Origin of the sequence: Pseudomonas sp. PA-1-6B (assembly GCF_021609545.1) — a bacterium.
Lineage (GTDB): Bacteria > Pseudomonadota > Gammaproteobacteria > Pseudomonadales > Pseudomonadaceae > Aquipseudomonas > Aquipseudomonas fluorescens_BV.
This window is the reverse complement of the sequence record NZ_WJZM01000002.1, coordinates 170,882-187,470: the sequence shown is the minus strand read 5'-3', so window position 1 is coordinate 187,470 and position 16,589 is coordinate 170,882. Positions and strand designations below refer to the sequence as shown.

The following is a 16,589-nucleotide window of genomic DNA, read 5'->3' as shown; positions in this document are numbered from 1 at the left end:
TACCGACCAACCCATTAGGCTGCTGGAATCACTTCTGGCCGGGAATCAACGATGCTTTTTCTTCACCGTTCGGCACTGCCAGCACTGTGCCTGTCACTCCTGTTTACCAGCGTCTTGCCTGTTCAGGCCGAGGATGCACCCTCGCCTGCCGTCGAAAAACCGGCTGAACGCCAGCCACTGCCCGAGCGTAGCCAACAAGAAGCCAGTGCGCTCGAACGGCAGGTTCCGCAGCAGGAGCAACAGCAATTGCAGGCTGGTAGCGATTCGTTCCTGGCGCTGTGGAAACCGGCCAACAGCGCCGAAGCTGAAGGGGTGGTGATCCTCGTACCAGGCGCTGGGGAAACCGCAGACTGGCCGCAAGCAATTGCGCCTCTGCGGCGCAAGTTGCCGGGCGCCGCCTGGGGCACCCTCAGCCTGTCATTGCCTGACGTCAGTGTGGACACCCTGCCGCCACGGGTCATCGAACCGCCTGAAGCCGTAGTCGATACCAGCAGCAAGGAAGGCAGTACCGCTGCCAAGCCGGTCGAACAGGCCGCCAGCGCTGAGGCCGAAGGCACTGACCCGGCGGTGGTGCCGGGGGCGGATGAACAGGACAAGACCGACGCCAAGCGCATCTTCGACCGCATCGACGCCGCCGTCGCCTTCGCCCAGACACAAAGTGCCCGCAGCGTGGTGTTGCTCGGCCATGGCACCGGGGCCTGGTGGGCGGCACGCTACCTGAGCGAGAAACAACCCTCCCAGGTGCAGAGGTTGGTGATGGTGGCCGGCAAGACGCCCGCAGCTCGCCAACCGGACCTGCAGCAACTGGCGCCGGCCTTGAAGGTACCCACGGCGGACGTGTTCTATCAAGAAGGCGCCCTGGAACGCAAAAACGCCCAGGAACGACTCCAGGCGGCCAAGCGCTCGAAGAATGACAGCTATAAACAGGTATCGCTCACCGCGCTGCCCGGCAATAGCGCGGCAGAGCAGGAGCAGCTGTATCGCAGGGTTCGCGGCTGGTTGAGCCCACAGGGCGGCGCAGACTGACACTCCGCTATCGGGGGCAACATCGCTCCTACAATTAGGGCTTGCCACTGCCACATAGAGTTGAGTGGCGATAGCCTCAGCGAAAATCGCGCCGCTCACGAATCAACGCATAAGCGTTATGCAATTCACGGGTTCGTTCAGTCGCCTCTCGCACTTGCGCGGGGCTGGCACCCGTGCCGGCGATCTTGTCCGGATGGTGACGGCTGAGCAGGCGGCGGTAGGCGCGCTTGATCAGCGAAGGCTCAGTGGTTGCCGTCACCCCCAGGATACGCATCGCCTCCTGGTAGGCCCCCCCACGATTGGCCACCGGCTTGCGCTCCGGCGCGTAATCGGTCGCCAATGCCTGCAGCTGCTGCGACGTCCAGCCCAGCCACTTGCCCCACTGGTCGATCAGGTCGCGCTCGGCAGCATCCGCACGACCGTCCGCCCACGCCATGCGCCAACAGGCGCGCAGCACGCCTTCCGCCGCATGGGGCTGCGTCTTGAGCACCCGCAGGTAACTGCGTACCCGGTCGCTGCCGGACTTGCCACGGTTGAAGGCGCTGATCGCACGGCGCTGGGCCGGCTCACTCATGTCCAGTGCGCGCATTTCCTGGCGTGCTTGCTGGATATGCCCGTCGACAACCCGGCCATTACTTTTGGCCAGGCGTCCCAGCAGCACGAACAACAGTTCGTCGTTGCGCAAGGCCGGACGCCCACCCAGGCGTTCACGTAACTGCGCCCAACTGTGCAATTGCAAGCGACGATCCAAGGCCTGCCCCAGCAATGCCCCCAACAATGCCCCCGGAATACTGGCAATGGCAAAGCCAGCCCCGGCGCCGATCAGCGTCCCTGGCCACAACATCCTAGCGTCCCTTTGTCAGCAAGGTTTCGACCTGCGCCAGTCGCTCCAGCGTCCCCACGTCCACCCAGCGTCCCGCCATGTGCTCCCCCGTTACCAGACCTTTGGCCATGGCCTCGCGCAACAGCGGGGCCAGCTTGAAGGCACCGGCGCTGCAACCCGCGAACAACTTGGGGTCGAGCACTGAAATGCCACTGAAGGTCAGGTTATCGGCACCGGGCGCGGCATCATGAAGCACACCGTGATCCAGGTAGAAATCCCCGCCCGACGGGTGGTGCGCAGGGTTGTCGACCATCACCAAGTGCGCCAGGCCCCGGATCGGCTGCTTGAGCTGGGTGAAATCGTAGTCAGTCCAGATATCGCCATTGACCACCAGAAACGGTTCGTCGCCCAACAGCGGCAACGCCTGGAATATACCGCCTCCCGTTTCCAGCGGCTCACCCTCCGGGGAGTAGCGGATGCGCAGACCGAACTGGGCACCGTCGCCCAGGTAGCTTTCGATCTGCTCGCCGAGCCAGGCGTGGTTGATCACGATCTCGGTAAAGCCGGCCTTCGCCAAGGCTTCAAGGTGATACTCGATCAGCCGCTTGCCGCCGGCTTGCACGAGCGGTTTGGGCGTATGCAGGGTGAGCGGGCGCATGCGCTCGCCCTTGCCCGCCGCCAGGATCATCGCCTTCATACGCTGGCCTCGGCAGGTTCGCGCAGGCTGGCGAGCAATTCGCCCAGGTCACTCAACTCAGGTCGGTCGGCAAGCACCGCGTCTATATAAGCAAAGAAACGCGGCACGTCGGCCAGGTAGCGTGGCTTGCCGTCGCGGTGGCAGATACGCGAAAAAATGCCGATAACCTTGAGGTGACGCTGCACGCCCATCAGGTCGCTGGCACGCAGGAACTCTTCAAAGTCGTCCTGTACGGGAATCCCCAGTTGCCCGGCGCGCTGCCAATAGCCGCGCTGCCATTCACGAACGCGGGCCTGGGGCCAACTGAGGAAGGCATCCTTGAACAGGCAGGTAATGTCATAGGTCACCGGGCCGTAGACCGCGTCCTGGAAATCCAGCACGCCTGGGCTTGGCTCACTGATCATCAGGTTGCGCGGCATGTAGTCGCGGTGCACCAATACCTTGGGCTGGGCCAGGGCGCTGTCGATCAACTGCTGGCTGGCACGTTGCCAGAGGGCTTGTTGCTCAGGGTCGAGGTCGATGCCCAGGTGACGACGCACGTACCATTCCGGGAACAGTTCCAGCTCGCGACGCAATAAGGCTACGTCATAGCTGGGCAACGGCGCATCCATCGGCAATTGCTGGAAAGCCAGCAGCGCGTCGATGGCATCGGCAAATAATTGATCGGCATTTTCACCGTCAATCACGTCCAGATAGGTTTTTCTGCCCAGGTCATTGAGCAAAAGAAAGCCTCGGGGCAAATCTTCTGCATAAATTTTTGGCACATTTATTCCAGATTTCGCCAGCAAATGCGCAATATCGACGAAAGGTTTGCAGTTTTCCTGGGGGGGTGGCGCGTCCATGACGACGAACGTATGGGCACCGCCCTCCCATCGGAAATAACGCCTGAAACTCGCGTCGCTGCTGGCCGCGGTCAATGTGGCCGGGGGCACGGGGCCCCAGTCCTGAGCGTTGAAGAGGATCGGCAACTGCTCATCCAGCCAGACTTCCAGCTGTTGTAAACGTAGATCTTGCTCGGGCATTACAAGGGTCTCCGACGGCGCTAGCCGTCAAGCGGGGCATGCTTTATTATCACGCATCTTTTTCAGACCATCGAGAGGCGTGCGGCCCAAACCGCGGGCAGATGGCACGCAGGAAGCCCGGACTAATAAGATGGCATTGAAATCCCCCGCGTTTCGTAGAAAATTTCCGTTGCTGGTAACCGGCAGTCTGCTGGCCTTGCAACCTTTCGCCACCTCATTCGTGGTCGCCGCGGAACAGTATGACTGCTCAGTCTCTGCTTCGGGTGCCTGGGATTGCGCGCCGAAGACCGCCGCCGCCCCATTGCCACCGCGCCCGGTGCATGACGGTGCTGCCGTCAGCTCGGCCAACAGCACGCCGCAAGGCAAAGCTGGCGGCAGCGTCGACGCCGAGCCCAAGACCATGCTGGTCACCGAAGCCAAGGGCCGTGGCCTGCGTTCGCGCAGTGCCGACTACAGCCACCTGGACTGGGTACCTCGCGACAAGCTGACCGCAGCACAGTTGGCCGAAACCGGCCCTTACTGCGGCGGCGCCTACATTGAGCCGACTCGTCCTGGCATGAACGACAAGACGAACAAGAGCGATGCGCCGACCTTCATCGGCGCCAAGGCCTCTCGTTACGAGCAGGAGCAGCAGGTCGCTACCCTGGCCGGTGACGTGGTCATGCGCCAGGGCAGCATGCAGCTGGAGTCGGACGAAGCCAGCCTGTACCAGGCCGAGAACCGTGGCGAGCTGAACGGCAAGGTGCGCCTGCGCGACAACGGCGCCCTGATCGTGGGTGACCATGCCCAGGTCCAGCTCGACACCGGTGCCGCCCAGATCGACAACGCCGAATACGTGATGCACAAGTCACGCATCCGCGGTAACGCGCTGTACGCCAAGCGTGCAGAAAACGCGATCATCCGTCTCAAGGACGGTACGTACACTACCTGCGAGCCGGACAGCAACGCCTGGCAGCTCAAGGGCAACAACATCACGTTGAACCCGGCCACCGGTTTCGGTACCGCGACCAACGCGACGTTGCGGGTCAAGAACATCCCGATCCTGTACACCCCGTACATCTACTTCCCGATCGACGACCGTCGTCAATCCGGTTTCCTGCCGCCGAGTTTCAGCACCGGCAGCGAGACTGGCTTTACATTGGTAACGCCGTACTACTTCAACCTGGCACCGAACTACGATGCCACGTTGTACCCGCAGTACATGACCAAGCGCGGCTTGTTGATGGAGGGCGAATTCCGCTATCTGACCAAGTCGAGTGAAGGGCAGTTTGGTGGGGCGTATCTCAACGACGATAATGACGAACGAAGCAAGCAGACCGACTCCGAGAAAACCCGTTATATGCTCAATTGGCAGCATAGGGGTGGGTTGGATTCGCGCCTGACGACCCAGGTCGATTACACCAAGATCAGTGATCCGTTCTACTTCCAGGATTTGAAGTCCTTTCAGGAAGGCGTTCAGAGCCAGGACTTCCTGAACCAGCAGGGTACCGTGAGTTACCGTGGCGACAGCTACCAGGCTGCCGTGAACTTGCAGTCGTACCAGCTGGCGACGATTTCCCAGATCACCCCGTATGATCGACTACCGCAAATTACCTTTAACGGTACCCTCCCGTTTCAACCGGCAGGGCTGAACTTCTCCTATGAGACCGAAGCAGTCAGGTTTGATCGTGACCTGCGCAGCGGTAGAGTTCGCGACCAAGATGGTGGCCCGTTTAATGCTGATGGCACCATTGGTGAGAGACGCCTGGATGAAAACGTGACAGGTCTGACCCGTGCAAACGGTACCCGTCTGAACGTTGCGCCAGCCGTCTCGTACCCGATGAACTGGAGCTACGGTTTTATCACGCCGAAGCTGAAGTACGTCTATACCAAATATGACTTGGATCTAGATGGTAAAGGCAAGGACCAAATGGCCCTAGCTGGCCAGACATTTAACAGCTCGCAAGATCGCTCGGTGCCTATTGCCAGCATCGACAGCGGCCTGTACTTCGACCGCACGACCAATTGGTTCGGCAAAGACTATAACCAGACCCTCGAACCTCGTGCGTTCTACCTCTATGTGCCGAACAAAGACCAAAGTGACATTCCGGTTTTCGACACCAGCGAAAACTCTTTCAGCTACTCCTCCCTATTCCGGGATAACCGCTTCAGTGGTTCCGACCGTATTGGCGACGAGAATAAACTGTCGTTTGGTCTTACCAGCCGTTGGATCGAAGAAAATGGCTTCGAACGCCAGCGTGCATCCATCGGTCAAGCGGTGTACTTCAAGGACCGTGAAGTTCAATTGCCGGGCGTTGATGCCAAGACGCGCGATGATGCGCACTCCAATGTTTCTCCAATCGCATTGGAATACGAGTTCCGCTTCAACCGCGACTGGCGCGCGACTGCCGACTACAACTGGGATACCGACAGCCATAGCCCTCGCTCCGGCAGCGCAATGTTCCACTACCAGCCGGAAGACAACCCGAACAAGGTGGTCAACCTCGGCTACCGCTATCGCAACGACCAAGTGGTCTACAACCAGTTGACCGGGAAATGGCAGTTCGGTGGTGACTTCGGCCAAGAAGGTGATCCGAACTTTGTGAAGGATTACTACAAAATCCAGCAACACGACTTCTCGATGATGTGGCCGATCGTTCCGCAGTGGAACCTGATCACCCGCTGGCAGTATGACTATGCTCGCAACCGCACCCTGGAAGCCTTCGGTGGTTTCGAGTACGACAACTGCTGCTGGAAACTGCGCGTCATCAACCGTTACTGGGTTTCCAACGACGAGTACAGCCAGATCGCCCCTCAAAACGAAAAGGGTGACCACGGGCTCTTCTTCCAGATCGTCCTCAAAGGACTCGGCGGCCTGACCGGCGCCAAGGTAGAGAGCTTCCTCGACAAAGGCATTGAAGGTTATCGTGAACGTGAAGACAAAGCTTTCTGAGTGTTTGCGCCCGCTAGTGCTGGGCGCGCTGTTCCTGGGTACTGTTTCGGCACACGCCGCGGTTCAGCAGCTGGATAAAGTAGCGGCCATCGTCGATAACGACGTGATCATGCAGAGCCAGCTGGACCAACGGGTCAAGGAAGTTCAGCAGACCATCGCCAAACGTGGCGGTGGTGTGCCACCGACCAGCGTCCTGGAATCTCAGGTACTGGAACGCCTGATCGTCGAAAACCTGCAACTGCAGATTGGCGAACGTTCCGGCATCCGTATTTCGGACGAAGAACTGAACCAGGCTGTTGGCACCATTGCTCAACGCAACAACATGAGCATTGATCAGTTCCGCGCCGCCCTGGCCCACGATGGCCTGTCCTATGAGGACGCCCGTGACCAGATCAAGCGCGAAATGATCATTAGCCGTGTGCGCCAGCGCCGTGTGGCCGAACGGGTTCAGGTGTCCGAGCAGGAAGTGAAGAACTTCCTGGCTTCGGACCTGGGCAAGATGCAGCTCTCCGAAGAGTTGCACTTGGCCAATATCCTGATTCCAACCCCGGACGGAGCCAACTCGGAGCAGCTCAATGCCGCCGCCGCTAAAACCCAGGCGATCTACGAGCGCCTGAAAGCGGGTGCAGATTTTGCCCAGATGGCCATTGCTCAGTCCGGCAGCGATAACGCCCTCGAAGGCGGTGACATGGGCTGGCGTAAAGCCGCTCAATTGCCGCCTCCGTTTGATCGCGAATTGAGCGCCATGGAAGTCGGCGGCATCACCCAGCCAGCCCGCACCCCGGGTGGTTTCATCATCCTCAAGCTACTGGAACGTCGCGGCGGCGAAACCTCGTTGAAAGACGAAGTTCATGTTCGTCACATCCTGGTCAAACCGAGCGAAATCCGCACCGAAGCACAAACCAAGGAACTGGCCCAGAAGATCTATGACCGCATTGAAAGCGGTGAAGACTTCGCCACCCTGGCTAAAAGTTTCTCGGAAGACCCAGGCTCTGCCCTTAACGGCGGCGACCTGAACTGGATCGACCCGAGGGCACTGGTGCCCGAGTTCCAGCAGGTCATGGCCGACACGCCACAAGGCGTATTGTCCAAGCCGTTCAAGACCCAATACGGTTGGCATGTCCTGGAAGTCCTTGGCCGTCGCGCCACGGACAACACCACCCAGGCTCGCGAGCAGCAAGCCCTGACCGTACTGCGTAACCGCAAATACGACGAAGAGCTGCAAACCTGGCTGCGTCAGATCCGTGACGAAGCTTATGTAGAGAACAAGCTGCCAGGCGCCGAGCAAACAGGCACCGACCAGGCAACCCAGTGAAACCCCAGCGTTTCGCAGTGACACCCGGCGAGCCGGCCGGCATTGGTCCAGACCTGTGCCTGCTGCTCGCCTCGCAACCCCAGCCACACCCCCTGATTGCCATTACCAGCCGCGACCTGCTCCTTGAGCGGGCCGCGCAGCTGGGTGTGGCCGTCAATCTGCTGGACGTGGCGCCAGGCAACTGGCCCGACCTGCCGGCCCCCGCCGACAGCCTGTATGTGTGGGACACCCCGCTACAGGCCAAGGTGGTTGCCGGGCAGTTGAACACGGCCAACGCGGCATTCGTGCTGCAGACGTTGACCCGTGCGGGCCAAGGCTGCATCGACGGCGACTTTGCCGGCATGATCACCGCACCGGTGCACAAAGGCGTGATCAACGAATCCGGCATCGCCTTTTCCGGCCATACCGAATTCCTAGCGGAACTGACCCATACCGCTCAAGTGGTGATGATGCTCGCCACCCGTGGCCTGCGTGTGGCGCTGGTGACCACCCACTTGCCGCTGCGTGAAATCGCCGATGCCATCACTGCCGAGCGTGTGGAGCGTGTCACGCGCATCCTGCACAGCGACCTGCAACACAAATTCGGCATTGCCCAACCGCGCATCCTGGTCTGCGGGCTCAACCCCCACGCCGGTGAAGGCGGCCACTTGGGCCATGAAGAAATCGACATCATTGAACCAACACTAGAGCGCCTGCGCCAAGAAGGCATGGACCTACGCGGTCCATTGCCTGCAGACACTCTGTTCACCCCCAAATATCTGGAGCACTGCGATGCAGTGCTGGCGATGTACCACGACCAGGGGCTGCCCGTGCTGAAATACAAAGGCTTCGGCGCCGCAGTCAACGTGACACTGGGCCTGCCGATCATCCGCACCTCCGTCGACCATGGCACCGCCCTGGACCTCGCAGGCAGCGGCAAGATCGATACCGGCAGCCTGCACGTGGCACTGGAAACCGCCTATCAGATGGCCGAGACCCGTATATGACTGAGCATTACCAACACCGGGCGCGCAAGCGTTTCGGGCAGAACTTCCTGCACGACGCTGGCGTGATCGATCGCATCCTGCGCTCAATCCACGCCAAGCCAGAAGACCGCCTGCTGGAAATCGGCCCAGGCCAGGGTGCGCTGACCCAGGGCCTGCTGGCCAGCGGCGGGCAACTGGACGTCGTGGAACTGGACAAAGACCTGATCCCGATCCTCAACCAGCAGTTCGCCGGCAAAGCCAACTTCAACCTGCACCAGGGCGACGCGCTGAAGTTCGACTTCAATAGCCTTGGCGCTGCGCCCAACAGCCTGCGGGTGGTGGGTAACCTGCCGTACAACATTTCCACGCCGCTGATTTTCCACCTGCTGAACAACGCCGGAATCATCCGCGACATGCACTTCATGCTGCAAAAGGAAGTGGTGGAGCGCCTGGCCGCAGGCCCTGGCGGTGGTGATTGGGGTCGTTTGTCGATCATGGTCCAGTATCACTGCCGCGTGGAGCACCTGTTCAACGTCGGTCCAGGCGCGTTCAACCCGCCGCCGAAGGTCGATTCGGCCATCGTACGCCTGGTGCCGCATGCCGTGCTGCCGCACCCGGCAAAGGACCACAAACTGCTGGAACGCGTCGTGCGGGAGGCGTTCAACCAGCGCCGCAAGACCTTGCGTAACACCCTCAAGGCCCTGCTGAGCAATGCCGAGATCGAAGCTGCCGGCGTTGATGGAAGCCTGCGCCCCGAGCAACTGGACCTGGCCGCGTTCGTACGCTTGGCTGACCAGCTTGCCATCCAGCCTGCATCCGTAGTGGAATAGGCCGTAAGAACTCGATGCAATCCAATGTGGGAGCGGGCTTGCTCGCGAATGCGCAGTATCAGTCACCAAATGTGTAACTGATGCACCGTCTTCGCGAGCAAGCCCGCTCCCACATTTGCTCCGCGTTATACCGATAACGCTTGCCGGCTGCCCGACACATGTCTGGCCTAGCGCCCTCCTCTTGGCCTAGACTGACCCGCATCTGCTGTCCTTCGCTTTTAAGGCCTCTTGCATGTCCGATCCTCGCTATCAGATAGACGTCAGCGTCGTCACCCGCTTCCTGGCGGACCAATCGCAACCCGAACATAACCGCTTCGCCTTTGCCTACACCATTACAGTGAAGAACAACGGGCTGGTGCCGGCCAAGCTGCTGTCGCGCCACTGGGTCATCACCGATGGCGACGGCCAGGTCGAGGAAGTGCGCGGGGCAGGCGTTGTCGGCCAGCAACCGTTGATCGACAGCGGCGCCAGCCACACTTATAGCAGCGGCACGGTGATGACCTCCAAGGTCGGCACCATGCAAGGCTCGTATCAAATGAAGGCCACTGACGGCCAACTGTTCGACGCAATCATCAAGCCATTCCGCCTGGCCGTGCCAGGAGCCCTGCACTGATGGCGACGTACGCTGTCGGCGACCTGCAAGGCTGCCTGGCCCCTCTCAAGCGCCTGCTGGAGCGCGTAGCCTTCGACCCCGCAAATGATCGCTTGTGGTTGGTGGGCGACCTGGTCAACCGCGGCCCCCAGTCTCTGGAAACCCTGCGCTACCTCTATAACCTGCGTGATTCTTTGGTATGCGTGCTGGGCAACCATGACCTGCACTTGCTTGCGGCCGGCAACAACATCGAGCGCCTCAAAAAAGGCGACACCCTGCGTGAAATTCTCGAAGCTCCGGACCGCGCTCAACTGCTCGACTGGCTGCGCCGGCAAAAGCTCATGCACTACGACGAGGACCGCAACATGGCCTTGGTGCATGCCGGTATCCCGCCGCAGTGGACGCTGAAAAAAGCTCTCAAGTGCGCCGCCGAAGTTGAAAGTGCATTGGCCGATGACAACCTGTACACCGCTTACCTCGACGGCATGTACGGCAACGACCCGGTGAAGTGGGACAACGAGCTCACCGGCGTCGCCCGCCTGCGAGTGATCACCAACTATTTCACACGCATGCGCTTCTGCACGGCCGAAGGCAAACTGGACCTCAAGAGCAAGGAAGGCGCCGACAGCGCCCTCCCCGGCTATAAGCCCTGGTTCGCCTACAAGGAACGCAAGACCCGTGACACGAAGATCATCTTTGGTCATTGGGCCGCGCTGGAAGGCAAGTGCGATGAGCCCGGCGTGTTCGCCCTCGACACCGGTTGCGTGTGGGGCGGTGCCATGACCCTGATGAACATCGACACGGGCGAGCGCCACGACTGCCAGTGCGAATCCCCCCTTTCCATTACCCAGCCGGCCGCCACCAAGCCATAGGAGCCCGCCATGACCGAATTCAAACGTATCCCCCCCGAACAAGCCCAGGCCCTGCGCGAGCAAGGTGCTGTAGTCGTCGACATCCGCGACCAGCCTACTTACGCCGCCGCCCACATCAGCGGCGCGCAGCATCTGGACAACGTCAACATCGCCGACTTCATACGCGCCGCCGACCTCGATGCGCCGTTGATCGTCGCCTGCTACCACGGCAATTCCAGCCAGAGCGCAGCCGCGTACTTGATCAGCCAGGGTTTCTCCGACGTCTATAGCCTGGACGGCGGGTTTGAGCTGTGGCGTACGACCTATCCTGCGGAAATTTCTTCAGGCGATTCGCAATAATTTTTTTCACACCCCGCTACCCCGCGTGACGCTTGGGCTTGCGCCGTTTCTGACGAACGGCGCAGCCAAACTAATTGCGCATCGCGCCTTGACCTCCCGGATTCCGAACTATCCTTAAGCGCAGGCCATCCGAATCAGGGGAGAGCCGGTACACCGGCGTACGGGTCATCGGTAACGTTTCAGGGTGTTCTGGGGGGAAAACAGCCATTGGCGTGCGTCAATGACTGCCAGCATCGACTGATTGATCCGGCGTCGGCTCCACGTATCGAGCGAGGTGACGACGTCATGAGTATCTTTAGCCACTTCCAACAACGCTTCGCGTCCACACAGCAGGAAGAACTCACGCTTCAGGAGTATCTCGAGCTGTGCAAGCAGGACCGCAGCACCTACGCCTCTGCCGCCGAACGCCTGCTACTGGCGATTGGCGAGCCAGAACTGGTGGAAACCGCCAATAATTCGCGCCTGTCGCGGATATTTTCCAACAAGGTGATCCGCCGCTATCCGGCCTTTGAAGACTTCCATGGGATGGAAGAATGCATCGACCAGATCGTTTCCTACTTCCGCCATGCCGCCCAAGGTCTGGAAGAGAAGAAGCAGATTCTCTATTTGCTCGGCCCGGTCGGCGGCGGCAAATCGTCCCTGGCGGAAAAGCTCAAGCAATTGATCGAGAAGGTGCCCTTCTATGCGATCAAGGGCTCGCCGGTCTTCGAGTCGCCCCTGGGCCTGTTCAACGCCACGGAAGATGGCGCGATCCTCGAGGAAGACTTCGGTATCCCGCGGCGCTACCTCAATACCATCATGTCGCCCTGGGCCACCAAGCGCCTGGCCGAGTTCGGCGGTGATATCAGCCAGTTCCGCGTGGTGAAACTCTACCCGTCGATCCTCAACCAGATCGGCGTGGCCAAGACCGAACCCGGCGATGAAAACAACCAGGACATTTCGGCACTGGTGGGCAAAGTCGATATCCGCAAGCTGGAAGAATTCCCGCAGAACGACGCCGATGCCTACAGCTATTCGGGCGCATTGTGCCGGGCCAACCAGGGCCTGATGGAATTTGTAGAGATGTTCAAGGCACCGATCAAGGTGTTGCACCCACTGCTAACCGCCACCCAGGAAGGTAACTACAACAGTACCGAAGGCCTGGGAGCGATTCCGTTTACCGGGATCCTGCTGGCACACTCCAACGAATCGGAATGGCATACCTTCCGCAACAACAAGAACAACGAAGCCTTCATCGACCGGATCTATATCGTCAAGGTGCCGTACTGCCTGCGGGTCAGCGACGAAATCAAAATCTACGACAAACTGCTGTTCAACAGCTCCCTGGCCAAGGCCCATTGCGCGCCCGACACTCTGAAGATGCTTGCCCAGTTCACCGTGCTGTCGCGCCTCAAGGAGCCGGAGAACTCGAACATCTACTCAAAAATGCGCGTGTATGACGGCGAGAACCTCAAGGACACCGATCCCAAGGCCAAGTCGATCCAGGAATACCGTGACACGGCGGGTGTAGACGAAGGCATGAACGGTCTGTCGACGCGCTTTGCGTTCAAGATCTTGTCCAAGGTTTTCAACTTCGACCCCCACGAGATTGCCGCCAACCCGGTGCACTTGCTCTACGTGCTGGAACAGCAGATTGAACAAGAGCAGTTCCAGGCCGAAACCCGTGAGCGCTACCTGCGCTTCCTCAAGGAATACCTGGCGCCGCGCTACATTGAGTTCATCGGCAAGGAAATCCAGACCGCCTACCTGGAGTCCTACAGCGAATACGGCCAGAACATCTTCGACCGCTACGTCCTGTACGCCGATTTCTGGATCCAGGATCAGGAATACCGCGACCCGGAAACCGGCGAAATCCTCAATCGCGTGGCCCTCAACGAAGAGCTGGAAAAAATCGAGAAACCCGCCGGCATCAGCAATCCGAAGGATTTCCGCAACGAAATCGTCAACTTCGTACTGCGCGCCCGTGCCAACAACAACGGCAAGAACCCCACTTGGCTCAGCTACGAGAAGCTGCGGGTGGTCATCGAGAAGAAAATGTTCTCCAACACCGAGGACCTGCTGCCCGTCATCAGCTTCAACGCCAAGGCCAGCAAGGAGGATCAGCAAAAACACAACGACTTCGTCACACGCATGGTCGAGCGAGGCTACACCGACAAACAGGTACGACTGCTCTCCGAGTGGTACCTGCGGGTTCGCAAATCGCAGTAAGGCAGCGGCAAGCGCGCACTGCCAGGCATCCGGCCTGGCAGTTGACCGCTTGTCTCTAAGCTTCCAGCCCGCGGCTTGAAGCTTGTAACGTGAAGCTGCCCGGAGGGCTCCCCATGAGCTATGTGATCGACCGACGCCTCAATGGCAAGAACAAGAGCACGGTAAACCGTCAGCGTTTCCTGCGGCGTTACCGTGACCACATCAAAAAGGCGGTAGAAGAGGCCGTCAGCCGCCGCTCCATCACCGATATGGAGCATGGCGAACAAATCAGCATTCCCGGACGGGACATCGACGAACCGGTGCTTCACCATGGCCGCGGCGGCAAACAGACCGTGGTGCACCCCGGCAACAAGGAATTCACCACCGGCGAACATATCCAGCGCCCACAAGGCGGTGGCGGCGGCAAAGGCCCGGGCAAAGCCGGCAACTCTGGCGAAGGCATGGATGAATTCGTATTCCAGATCACTCAGGAAGAATTCCTCGAATTCATGTTCGAAGACCTCGAACTGCCCAACCTGGTCAAACGCAACCTGACCGGCACCGATACCTTCAAGACCGTACGTGCAGGGATCAGCAACGAGGGCAACCCGTCGCGCATCAACATCATCCGCACCCTGCGCTCAGCCCATGCACGGCGTATCGCCCTGTCCGGCAGCAGCCGCGCCAAACTCAAGCTGGCCAAGGAAGAGTTGGCACGCTTGAAGCGCGAAGAACCGGACAACTTCGGCGATATCCAGGAAATAGAGGCGGAAATCGAAAAACTCAGCGCGCGCATCCACCGCGTGCCGTTCCTCGATACCTTTGACTTGAAATACAACCTGCTGGTCAAGCAACCCAACCCCAGCTCCAAGGCTGTGATGTTCTGCCTGATGGACGTTTCCGGCTCCATGACCCAGGCCACCAAGGACATCGCCAAGCGCTTCTTTATCCTGCTGTACCTGTTCCTGAAACGGAACTACGACAAGATTGACGTAGTGTTCATCCGCCATCACACCAGTGCCCGGGAAGTGGACGAAGAGGAGTTTTTCTACTCGCGGGAAACTGGCGGCACCATTGTTTCCAGCGCACTGAAGCTGATGCAGGAGATCATGGCCGAGCGCTACCCCGCCAACGATTGGAACATCTACGCCGCCCAAGCCTCCGACGGCGATAACTGGAACGACGACTCGCCGATCTGCCGGGACATTTTGATCAACCAGATCATGCCGTTCGTGCAGTACTACACTTACGTCGAAATCACCCCCCGTGAGCACCAGGCCCTGTGGTTCGAATACGAGCGCATCGGAGAAGCCTTTGCCGACACGTTCGCCCAGCAGCAACTGGTCTCGGCCGGCGATATCTACCCGGTCTTCCGTGAACTCTTCCAGCGCAGGTTAGTGACATGACCGCCAAAAAAGAGAACAAGCGCCAACCCATTTCCACTGGCTCCGAGTGGACCTTCGAACTGATCCAGGCCTATGACCGGGAAATCAGCCGTATCGCGGCGGGTTATGCCCTGGACACTTATCCCAACCAGATAGAAGTCATCACCGCTGAACAGATGATGGATGCCTATGCCTCGGTGGGCATGCCCCTGGGCTATCACCATTGGTCCTACGGGAAACACTTCCTCAGTACCGAGAAGTCCTACACACGCGGCCAGATGGGCCTGGCCTACGAGATCGTGATCAACTCCGACCCGTGCATCGCGTACCTGATGGAAGAAAACACCATCTGCATGCAGGCGCTGGTAGTGGCCCATGCCTGCTATGGGCATAACAGTTTCTTCAAGGGCAACTACCTGTTTCGAACCTGGACCGATGCCAGTTCGATCATTGATTACCTGGTGTTCGCCAAGCAATACATCATGCAGTGCGAGGAGCGCCACGGTATCGATGCGGTAGAAGACCTGTTGGACTCCTGCCATGCGCTGATGAATTACGGTGTTGACCGCTATAAACGTCCCTATCCGATTTCCGCCGAAGAGGAGCGCCTGCGCCAGAAGGAACGCGAGGAACACCTGCAGAAACAGATCAACGACCTGTGGCGCACCATCCCCAAGCGCGCCGACAAGAACAGCGACAAAGACAATGCACGCTTCCCCGCCGAACCTCAGGAAAACATCCTGTATTTCCTGGAAAAACACGCACCGCTGCTGGAGCCCTGGCAGCGTGAAATCGTGCGCATCGTGCGCAAGATCGCGCAATATTTTTATCCACAGCGTCAAACCCAGGTGATGAACGAGGGCTGGGCAACCTTCTGGCATTACACCCTGATGAACGACCTGTACGACGAGGGCTTGGTCACTGACGGCTTTATGATGGAGTTCCTCACGTCCCATACCAGCGTGGTCTTCCAGCCAGGCTTCGACAGCCCGTATTACAACGGCATCAACCCCTATGCACTGGGTTTTGCCATGTACCGCGATATCCGCCGCATGTGCGAGCACCCCACCGAGGAAGACCGCCGCTGGTTCCCGGAAATCGCCGGCAGCGACTGGCTATCGACCATCAAGTTCGCCATGAGCAGCTTCAAGGATGAGAGTTTCATCCTGCAGTACCTGTCGCCCCAGGTGATCCGCGACCTCAAGCTGTTCAGTATCCTGGACGACGACCTCAAGGACGATCTGGTCGTACCCGCCATCCACGACGAACCCGGCTACCGCATCATTCGCGAAACCCTGGCCGCGCAATACAACCTCGGTAACCGCGAACCTAACGTGCAGATCTACAGCATTGATGTGCGTGGCGACCGTTCGCTGACCTTGCGTCACCAGCAGCACGACCGCAAACCCTTGGGCGAATCCACTGAGGAAGTGCTCAAGCATCTGCATCGGCTCTGGGGCTTTGATATTCATCTGGAAACCCTGCAGGGCGACCAAGTGATGAAAACCCATCATGTGCCACCGCGCAGCGATCATAACGACAACGACTACGGCCGCCTGGACATGGCCGTCGTTCATCTCTGAGACAGCAAAGCCTCCATTGGC

13 protein-coding genes and 2 pseudogenes are annotated in these 16,589 nt (G+C 59.5%); 12 read left to right on the top strand and 3 right to left on the bottom strand.

The annotated features are described in order from the left end of the window. Positions 1-51: 51 nt before the first annotated feature. Positions 52-1,026 carry an alpha/beta hydrolase family protein gene (locus GIV35_RS02395; RefSeq protein WP_105228738.1) on the top strand — a complete coding sequence of 325 codons (975 nt, stop codon included), beginning with the start codon at positions 52-54 and terminating at the stop codon, positions 1,024-1,026. A gap of 76 nt (positions 1,027-1,102) precedes the next feature. Here the strand turns inward: GIV35_RS02395 and GIV35_RS02390 are convergent, their stop codons facing one another. Together GIV35_RS02390 and murU are read right to left on the bottom strand one after the other, a co-directional pair. Continuing rightward, positions 1,103-1,870, bottom strand: coding sequence for a TerB family tellurite resistance protein (locus GIV35_RS02390; RefSeq protein WP_105228739.1), 768 nt, complete (start codon positions 1,868-1,870; stop codon positions 1,103-1,105). 1 nt (position 1,871) lies between these two features. Beyond that, positions 1,872-2,546: an N-acetylmuramate alpha-1-phosphate uridylyltransferase MurU gene (gene murU / locus GIV35_RS02385; RefSeq protein WP_089041431.1), complete on the bottom strand. Its 675-nt coding sequence runs from the start codon at positions 2,544-2,546 to the stop codon at positions 1,872-1,874. Between the two features lie 182 nt (positions 2,547-2,728). Here murU and GIV35_RS27420 point away from each other — a divergent pair. Next, a pseudogene (locus tag GIV35_RS27420) lies at positions 2,729-2,821 on the top strand (hypothetical protein); the annotation flags it as partial. Between the two features lie 33 nt (positions 2,822-2,854). On the opposite strand, the pseudogene GIV35_RS02380 reads toward GIV35_RS27420, so the two are convergent. Continuing rightward, positions 2,855-3,568, bottom strand: a pseudogene (locus tag GIV35_RS02380) (aminoglycoside phosphotransferase family protein); the annotation flags it as partial. A gap of 130 nt (positions 3,569-3,698) precedes the next feature. Between GIV35_RS02380 and GIV35_RS02375 the strand changes: the two are divergent. The 10 genes from GIV35_RS02375 to GIV35_RS02330 all read left to right on the top strand — a co-directional run bounded on the left by GIV35_RS02375 (position 3,699) and on the right by GIV35_RS02330 (position 16,568). Further along, the gene (locus GIV35_RS02375) at positions 3,699-6,500 is read left to right on the top strand and encodes an LPS-assembly protein LptD (RefSeq protein WP_236264052.1); all 2,802 of its coding nucleotides are present in this window, start codon (positions 3,699-3,701) and stop codon (positions 6,498-6,500) included. Then, positions 6,481-7,815: a peptidylprolyl isomerase gene (locus tag GIV35_RS02370; RefSeq protein WP_136624693.1), complete on the top strand. Its 1,335-nt coding sequence runs from the start codon at positions 6,481-6,483 to the stop codon at positions 7,813-7,815. The genes GIV35_RS02375 and GIV35_RS02370 overlap by 20 nt, the downstream gene beginning before the upstream one ends. Continuing rightward, entirely contained in the window at positions 7,812-8,801 is a 990-nt protein-coding gene (gene pdxA / locus GIV35_RS02365) for a 4-hydroxythreonine-4-phosphate dehydrogenase PdxA (protein ID WP_096144471.1), read from the top strand. The genes GIV35_RS02370 and pdxA overlap by 4 nt, the downstream gene beginning before the upstream one ends. After that, positions 8,798-9,610 (top strand): 16S rRNA (adenine(1518)-N(6)/adenine(1519)-N(6))-dimethyltransferase RsmA, encoded by an 813-nt coding sequence (rsmA, locus tag GIV35_RS02360; protein ID WP_034128823.1) that lies wholly within the window; start codon positions 8,798-8,800, stop codon positions 9,608-9,610. Before pdxA ends, rsmA begins: the two co-directional genes overlap by 4 nt. Positions 9,611-9,842: 232 nt before the next feature. Continuing rightward, positions 9,843-10,223 (top strand): Co2+/Mg2+ efflux protein ApaG, encoded by a 381-nt coding sequence (apaG, locus tag GIV35_RS02355; protein ID WP_003194726.1) that lies wholly within the window; start codon positions 9,843-9,845, stop codon positions 10,221-10,223. After that, on the top strand, positions 10,223-11,074 hold the full coding sequence (locus GIV35_RS02350) for a symmetrical bis(5'-nucleosyl)-tetraphosphatase (protein WP_236264054.1): 852 nt from the start codon (positions 10,223-10,225) through the stop codon (positions 11,072-11,074). The genes apaG and GIV35_RS02350 overlap by 1 nt, the downstream gene beginning before the upstream one ends. A 9-nt stretch (positions 11,075-11,083) precedes the next feature. Further along, positions 11,084-11,413, top strand: coding sequence for a thiosulfate sulfurtransferase GlpE (gene glpE, locus GIV35_RS02345; RefSeq protein ID WP_034128825.1), 330 nt, complete (start codon positions 11,084-11,086; stop codon positions 11,411-11,413). Between the two features lie 285 nt (positions 11,414-11,698). Beyond that, positions 11,699-13,621 carry a PrkA family serine protein kinase gene (locus GIV35_RS02340; RefSeq protein WP_003194732.1) on the top strand — a complete coding sequence of 641 codons (1,923 nt, stop codon included), beginning with the start codon at positions 11,699-11,701 and terminating at the stop codon, positions 13,619-13,621. Between the two features lie 113 nt (positions 13,622-13,734). Beyond that, positions 13,735-15,006, top strand: a complete 1,272-nt coding sequence (locus GIV35_RS02335; RefSeq protein WP_236264056.1) for a YeaH/YhbH family protein — start codon at positions 13,735-13,737, stop codon at positions 15,004-15,006. Further along, entirely contained in the window at positions 15,003-16,568 is a 1,566-nt protein-coding gene (locus tag GIV35_RS02330) for a SpoVR family protein (RefSeq protein ID WP_003194736.1), read from the top strand. Before GIV35_RS02335 ends, GIV35_RS02330 begins: the two co-directional genes overlap by 4 nt. The last annotated feature ends 21 nt before the right edge of the window (positions 16,569-16,589 follow it).

Coding starts and splice junctions, on each gene's coding strand:
- GIV35_RS02395 (WP_105228738.1), top strand. CDS start 52: ATGCTTTTTCTTCACCGTTCGGCACTGCCAGCACTGTGCCTGTCACTC.
- GIV35_RS02390 (WP_105228739.1), bottom strand. CDS start 1,870: ATGTTGTGGCCAGGGACGCTGATCGGCGCCGGGGCTGGCTTTGCCATT.
- murU (WP_089041431.1), bottom strand. CDS start 2,546: ATGAAGGCGATGATCCTGGCGGCGGGCAAGGGCGAGCGCATGCGCCCG.
- GIV35_RS02375 (WP_236264052.1), top strand. CDS start 3,699: ATGGCATTGAAATCCCCCGCGTTTCGTAGAAAATTTCCGTTGCTGGTA.
- rsmA (WP_034128823.1), top strand. CDS start 8,798: ATGACTGAGCATTACCAACACCGGGCGCGCAAGCGTTTCGGGCAGAAC.
- apaG (WP_003194726.1), top strand. CDS start 9,843: ATGTCCGATCCTCGCTATCAGATAGACGTCAGCGTCGTCACCCGCTTC.
- GIV35_RS02350 (WP_236264054.1), top strand. CDS start 10,223: ATGGCGACGTACGCTGTCGGCGACCTGCAAGGCTGCCTGGCCCCTCTC.
- glpE (WP_034128825.1), top strand. CDS start 11,084: ATGACCGAATTCAAACGTATCCCCCCCGAACAAGCCCAGGCCCTGCGC.
- GIV35_RS02340 (WP_003194732.1), top strand. CDS start 11,699: ATGAGTATCTTTAGCCACTTCCAACAACGCTTCGCGTCCACACAGCAG.
- GIV35_RS02335 (WP_236264056.1), top strand. CDS start 13,735: ATGAGCTATGTGATCGACCGACGCCTCAATGGCAAGAACAAGAGCACG.
- GIV35_RS02330 (WP_003194736.1), top strand. CDS start 15,003: ATGACCGCCAAAAAAGAGAACAAGCGCCAACCCATTTCCACTGGCTCC.